The organism is Brevundimonas sp., assembly GCF_023259385.1.
Taxonomy (GTDB): domain Bacteria; phylum Pseudomonadota; class Alphaproteobacteria; order Caulobacterales; family Caulobacteraceae; genus Brevundimonas.
In genome coordinates this window covers 1-4036 of record NZ_JAHFPF010000297.1, presented here as the reverse complement: position 1 = coordinate 4036, position 4036 = coordinate 1, and the positions used below count along the sequence as shown (strand labels likewise).

The window sequence follows — 4036 nt, the reverse complement described above, 5'->3', positions numbered from 1 at the left end:
AAGGTGGCCCAGCACTTCGCGTGATCGAATACGATCAAGAGTTTCGCGAACGCCCGCCCTCACCGGCGGGCGTTTTGCTGTGTGCGCTTCAAGCAACCTACCGACGGTAGTGAACCATTGACCTGAAGTTGCCGCATCGCTGACGATGAAGGTTCCAGTAAGCCCCGGACGGACAACCATGTCCTGGAACCGCCACTACGCCGCCGGTCTAGCCGCCCTTTACGTGGTCTCAGCGCCTGCTTGGGCGCAGGCCCAGGCCCTTGTTGGTGAACGGGGAGGTCCACCGGCCGCCGCTATCGTCGAGATGATCCGTGGCGAAGCCGGCGAACGCAGCACCCTGACCTTCTACAAGGATCGTGCGGGCAGCGGGTCGCCCGTTTCGTGGCGTGCCGTGCTGGTTGAAGCGAACGGCGCGGCGCGATCCGCCGCCGGGTCCTCGTGCCCCGCGCTGATCGAGGCTGTGAGCCGTCTGGAGCGCATCGCACTGCCGCGCATCGAGATCCAGCCGGTCGAAACCGCGGTAGGCTCCCGGCCGACGCCGCCGAACCTGGGCTATCTCCATCAAGGCTATCGCCTGACGATCAGAGCGGTCGCCGCTGACGGCGCGCCTGTCGAACTGACCCTTGCGCACGGAGGCGCGGGCCCCGTCCGGGATTGGCTTGAAGCGTCGATGGACGCTCTGGAGCCATGCTGGCGGTCCGAGAACTAGGCCGCCACGCCCGCGCGCGCCGGGGCGGCGACCGGGTCCTGGTCCAGTCGTTCCATCAGATAGGCCAGGTCCTCGCGCGGGGCGTTCGGGCGCTGGGTCAGGAAGCGCTCGAGCATCTGCTGGCGGAAGGCGTCGTCGGTGGTGTCCACGCCCTCGGCCTGCAGCGACCGCCAGGTGTCGACCCCGGCGCGGAAGGCCTGGAACAGGCGCGGCGGCAGGCCGGCCCGGTCGTAGATGGCCTTCAGGCCCAGCGGGCCGGCGTCGTGGATCATCAGCCAGGCCCGCTGGTGCGGCGCCCCGGCCAGCTCGGCCAACCCGTGCTCGAACAGGGCCATCTGTCCCCGCGCCAGCGCCCGCAGCAGCAGGGAGCCGGTCAGGGCGCGCCGCGCATGCAGGGTGGCGACGAACTGGGACAGGTCCGCGTGGCCGGAGGCCTGATCGACCAGATCGACCGTGGCGCGCTCGCGGGCGAAGGAGGCCAGGCGGATGGCGGTCTCGGGCGCGACCGAGTGGCGGGTGACCAGATGCTCGCGCACCGCCTCGGAGGCCAGTTCGACCAGACGCTCGGTCACCGACAGCGGCAGGACCTGGCGGTAGGCCAGGGCCGCGATGATCTCGGGCGAGGCGCCGAAGCGGTCGACGCAGCGGCCCAGGGCGCTTTCGGCGATGTCGGCGTTGTCGTTGGCGGCCAGCGCCCGCACGGCGGGTTCGGCGCCCACTTCGGCCACGGCGGCGGCGACGTCGCGGCTGACCCGCGGGCGTCCGGCCACGGCGGTCTGGCGCACGACCGAACCGGCCTGCACGATCTCGATCAGGTCCTCGTCCGAGAAGACGGGGGAGAAGTTGATCAACGGCAGGGCCACGCTGTCGACGTCGGCGGCCAGCCGGCGGGCCACGTCGCGCGGGATCAGGTCCGAGGCCTTCAGCGTCACCGCCATGGCCCGGCGCACCAGTTCGGCGGCGTCATTGGCCAGCAGACGCAGGATCTTGTGGGCGGCGGCGCGGTCGTGCTCGTCCAGCTCGGCCTTGTCCATGTTCCGGCACAGCTTGTGGGCGGCGGCGGCGCGCTCGTCCTCGTCGTTCGACTGGATCAGCCGACGGATGTCGATCTCGGTCAGGCTGGCGCGGTAGGCGGTCATGGGACGCTCAAGGTCTGATCAGGCGGGCAGCATCGGCCCGGTATCGTTAACGGGCGGTTCACCATGGCCGGATTCGCGCTCAGGCGTTGGTCTTCTCGTCCGGTCCGAAGGCGCCGCCGAAGCCGCCCGCCTTGCCGTCGCCGTCCTGGCCGAGCAGCAGGGCCAGCAGGCTCTGGTCCTGTTTCAGCCGATCCAGCCGCGCGGCCAGCATCTGGTCCCGCTCGGACAACGGCGGCGCGGCGGGCAGGCCGTCGCCGGCACCCGAGGCGGGGGCCCCGCCACCCGCCGAGCGCTGCAGGTTGGCGTGGACCTCGGCCACCGTCGCCGGGCGGCCGTCGCGGTAGAAGATCGAACGGTTTGCCGATGCCGCCTCGGGGAAGATCGACGCGGCGCTGGAGCCCGGACGCCGGTCCATGGCCTCCATCAGCTGAGCCGCGCCCGCCGGCCCCAGGAAGTGGGCCGCGTACAGGTCGCCCGCCCCCGGCTCGCGCCCCGTGCGGCCGCGCAGATAGGCGGCGTTCTGGGCCGTCAGCTCGCCGGCCATGGTCGAGGCGGCCTGGGGATCGAAGCGCAGGTCCAGCACCACGTTGCGGGCCGAGCCCTCGACCCGCCAGCGCCCGTCCGAACCGCGATAGATCAGGTCGGCGTACTGGCCGTAGCCGTGCTTGGCGCCGTGGGCCTTCACCGTGCCCAGCCAGGTCTGTTCGATGAACTGGAACAGACCCGAGGCGGACGAGGTCGGCGCCCGCGCATTGGGGTTCATCGCGCTTTCGCGCCGGGCGGTGCGCACGAGGAAGTCGGCGTCCACACCCGTCGCGCTGGACGCACGCCGAATGGCCGCCTCTACCCCGCCCGACGATGGAATCGCCCTGATGGTCATAATCGTTAATGCTGGGGAACTCTGGTTAATCAGACCTTAACGTGACCGCAAAGTCACGTTCTTTGGTGTGTCCAATCCCGCCAGACCCTCGCCGCAAACCCGCCCCAACGGCAGCGCTCCATTTCCGTCAGGGACGCTGTGGGGACGGCGAAAAGACAGGGAAGAGTACGGCCATGATGATCAGAACAGCGGGCGGGCCAGGACTGGTTAGCCCCATCGACTTCCACGAACGGAAAGGCCCCGGACTGTCGCGCTCCGCCTGGATCGCGATCGGCCTGGTGGCGACGGCCCACATCGGGGTCGGCGTCGCGCTCTACTACCAACGCTTCGAGATGAAGCTGCCGCCGATAGAAGAGACTCCGCCGATGACGGGTCCGATCATCACGCTGGAGCCCCCGCCCAAGCCGAAGCCGGTGGAGAGCAAGCCGGCGGCGCCCAATGCCCCGATCCACGAGACCCCGGCGCCGACCAGGCCCACGGAGATCCTGAACATCCCGATCAATCCGGACGCCAGGCCGACCTCCGGCCCGATCAGCATTCCAACGGTCGAACACCCCACGCCCGAGGCGCCGCCGGCGCGCGAGCCGGTCGCCGAACCGCCCCCCGCCCGCGTGATCCGCGACCCCAGCTGGGTCCGCCAGCCCACGGCCGAGCAGATGATGCGCGCCTATCCGGCCCGCGCCATCGCGGCGGGAACCGCCGGTTCGGTGTCGCTGAACTGCCTGGTCGAGGCCAACGGCTCGGTCTCGGACTGCGCGGTCGCCGGTGAAACGCCGGCCGGTCAGGGCTTCGGCCGCGCCGCGCAGAACCTGTCGCGCCATTTCCGCGTCAGCCCGCGCACCGTGGACGGAGCGCCGGAAGGATCCCGGGTCGCCATCAACCTGCGCTTCGTGCCGCCGGCTGACTGATCAGGCGAACCGGTGGGGCGAGAGGGCCGAGGCGTCCGCAAGAGACGCCCGGCCCTCAAGTGCGTCCGCGACCACATGGGCCACCAGCGGCCCCAGCAGCCAGCCGTTGCGGCGCGGCGCCAGGGCCAGATAGAGGCCGTCCGCGCCGGACGGGCCCGCCATCGGCAGGCCGTCCGGCGACGCGCCCCGGATGCCGACGCGAGGTTCTCCGGCCTCGCCTTCCGCGCCGATCAGGGACAGGCCCATCTCCGCCTGACGGGCGGCGACGGTGCGGTCGGGCGCCACGCTGCGCTCGCCCGCCTCCATCGTGGCGCCGCACAGGGCGCCGTCCGCCGTCGGAGCCGCATAGCCTCCGGGCCCGCGCAGGACCCGTCCGGGCGTGGCGCAGCGCACCGGCGTC

Annotated in this window: 6 protein-coding genes; 2 read left to right on the top strand and 4 right to left on the bottom strand. The window is 71.3% G+C overall.

From position 1 onward, the window contains the following. The coding region (locus tag Q0C81_RS17070; protein WP_291840802.1) for a hypothetical protein at positions 1 to 180 on the bottom strand (180 nt) is incomplete at its 3' end. Between Q0C81_RS17070 and Q0C81_RS17065 the strand changes: the two genes are divergently transcribed. Next, positions 179 to 709 carry a hypothetical protein gene (locus tag Q0C81_RS17065; protein WP_291840799.1) on the top strand — a complete coding sequence of 177 codons (531 nt, stop codon included), beginning with the start codon at positions 179 to 181 and terminating at the stop codon, positions 707 to 709. The two genes, Q0C81_RS17070 and Q0C81_RS17065, sit on opposite strands and share 2 nt — an antisense overlap. Here Q0C81_RS17065 and Q0C81_RS17060 read toward each other — a convergent pair. Further along, on the bottom strand, positions 706 to 1848 hold the full coding sequence (locus Q0C81_RS17060; protein ID WP_291840796.1) for a DUF2336 domain-containing protein: 1143 nt from the start codon (positions 1846 to 1848) through the stop codon (positions 706 to 708). The genes Q0C81_RS17065 and Q0C81_RS17060 overlap by 4 nt on opposite strands. A gap of 79 nt (positions 1849 to 1927) precedes the next feature. After that, positions 1928 to 2728, bottom strand: coding sequence for a transglycosylase SLT domain-containing protein (locus Q0C81_RS17055; RefSeq protein ID WP_291840793.1), 801 nt, complete (start codon positions 2726 to 2728; stop codon positions 1928 to 1930). A gap of 173 nt (positions 2729 to 2901) precedes the next feature. Between Q0C81_RS17055 and Q0C81_RS17050 the strand changes: the two genes are divergently transcribed. Further along, on the top strand, positions 2902 to 3636 hold the full coding sequence (locus tag Q0C81_RS17050) for a TonB family protein (protein ID WP_291840791.1): 735 nt from the start codon (positions 2902 to 2904) through the stop codon (positions 3634 to 3636). Here the strand turns inward: Q0C81_RS17050 and Q0C81_RS17045 are convergent. Continuing rightward, positions 3637 to 4036 (bottom strand): FAD-dependent oxidoreductase (locus Q0C81_RS17045; protein WP_291840788.1); only part of this gene is annotated, 400 nt, incomplete at its 5' end.

Bases quoted from the DNA above. Each gene is read 5' to 3' on its own strand.
- Q0C81_RS17060 (WP_291840796.1), bottom strand. From the start codon at position 1,848: ATGACCGCCTACCGCGCCAGCCTGACCGAGATCGACATCCGTCGGCTG.
- Q0C81_RS17050 (WP_291840791.1), top strand. From the start codon at position 2,902: ATGATGATCAGAACAGCGGGCGGGCCAGGACTGGTTAGCCCCATCGAC.
- Q0C81_RS17055 (WP_291840793.1), bottom strand. From the start codon at position 2,728: ATGACCATCAGGGCGATTCCATCGTCGGGCGGGGTAGAGGCGGCCATT.
- Q0C81_RS17065 (WP_291840799.1), top strand. From the start codon at position 179: ATGTCCTGGAACCGCCACTACGCCGCCGGTCTAGCCGCCCTTTACGTG.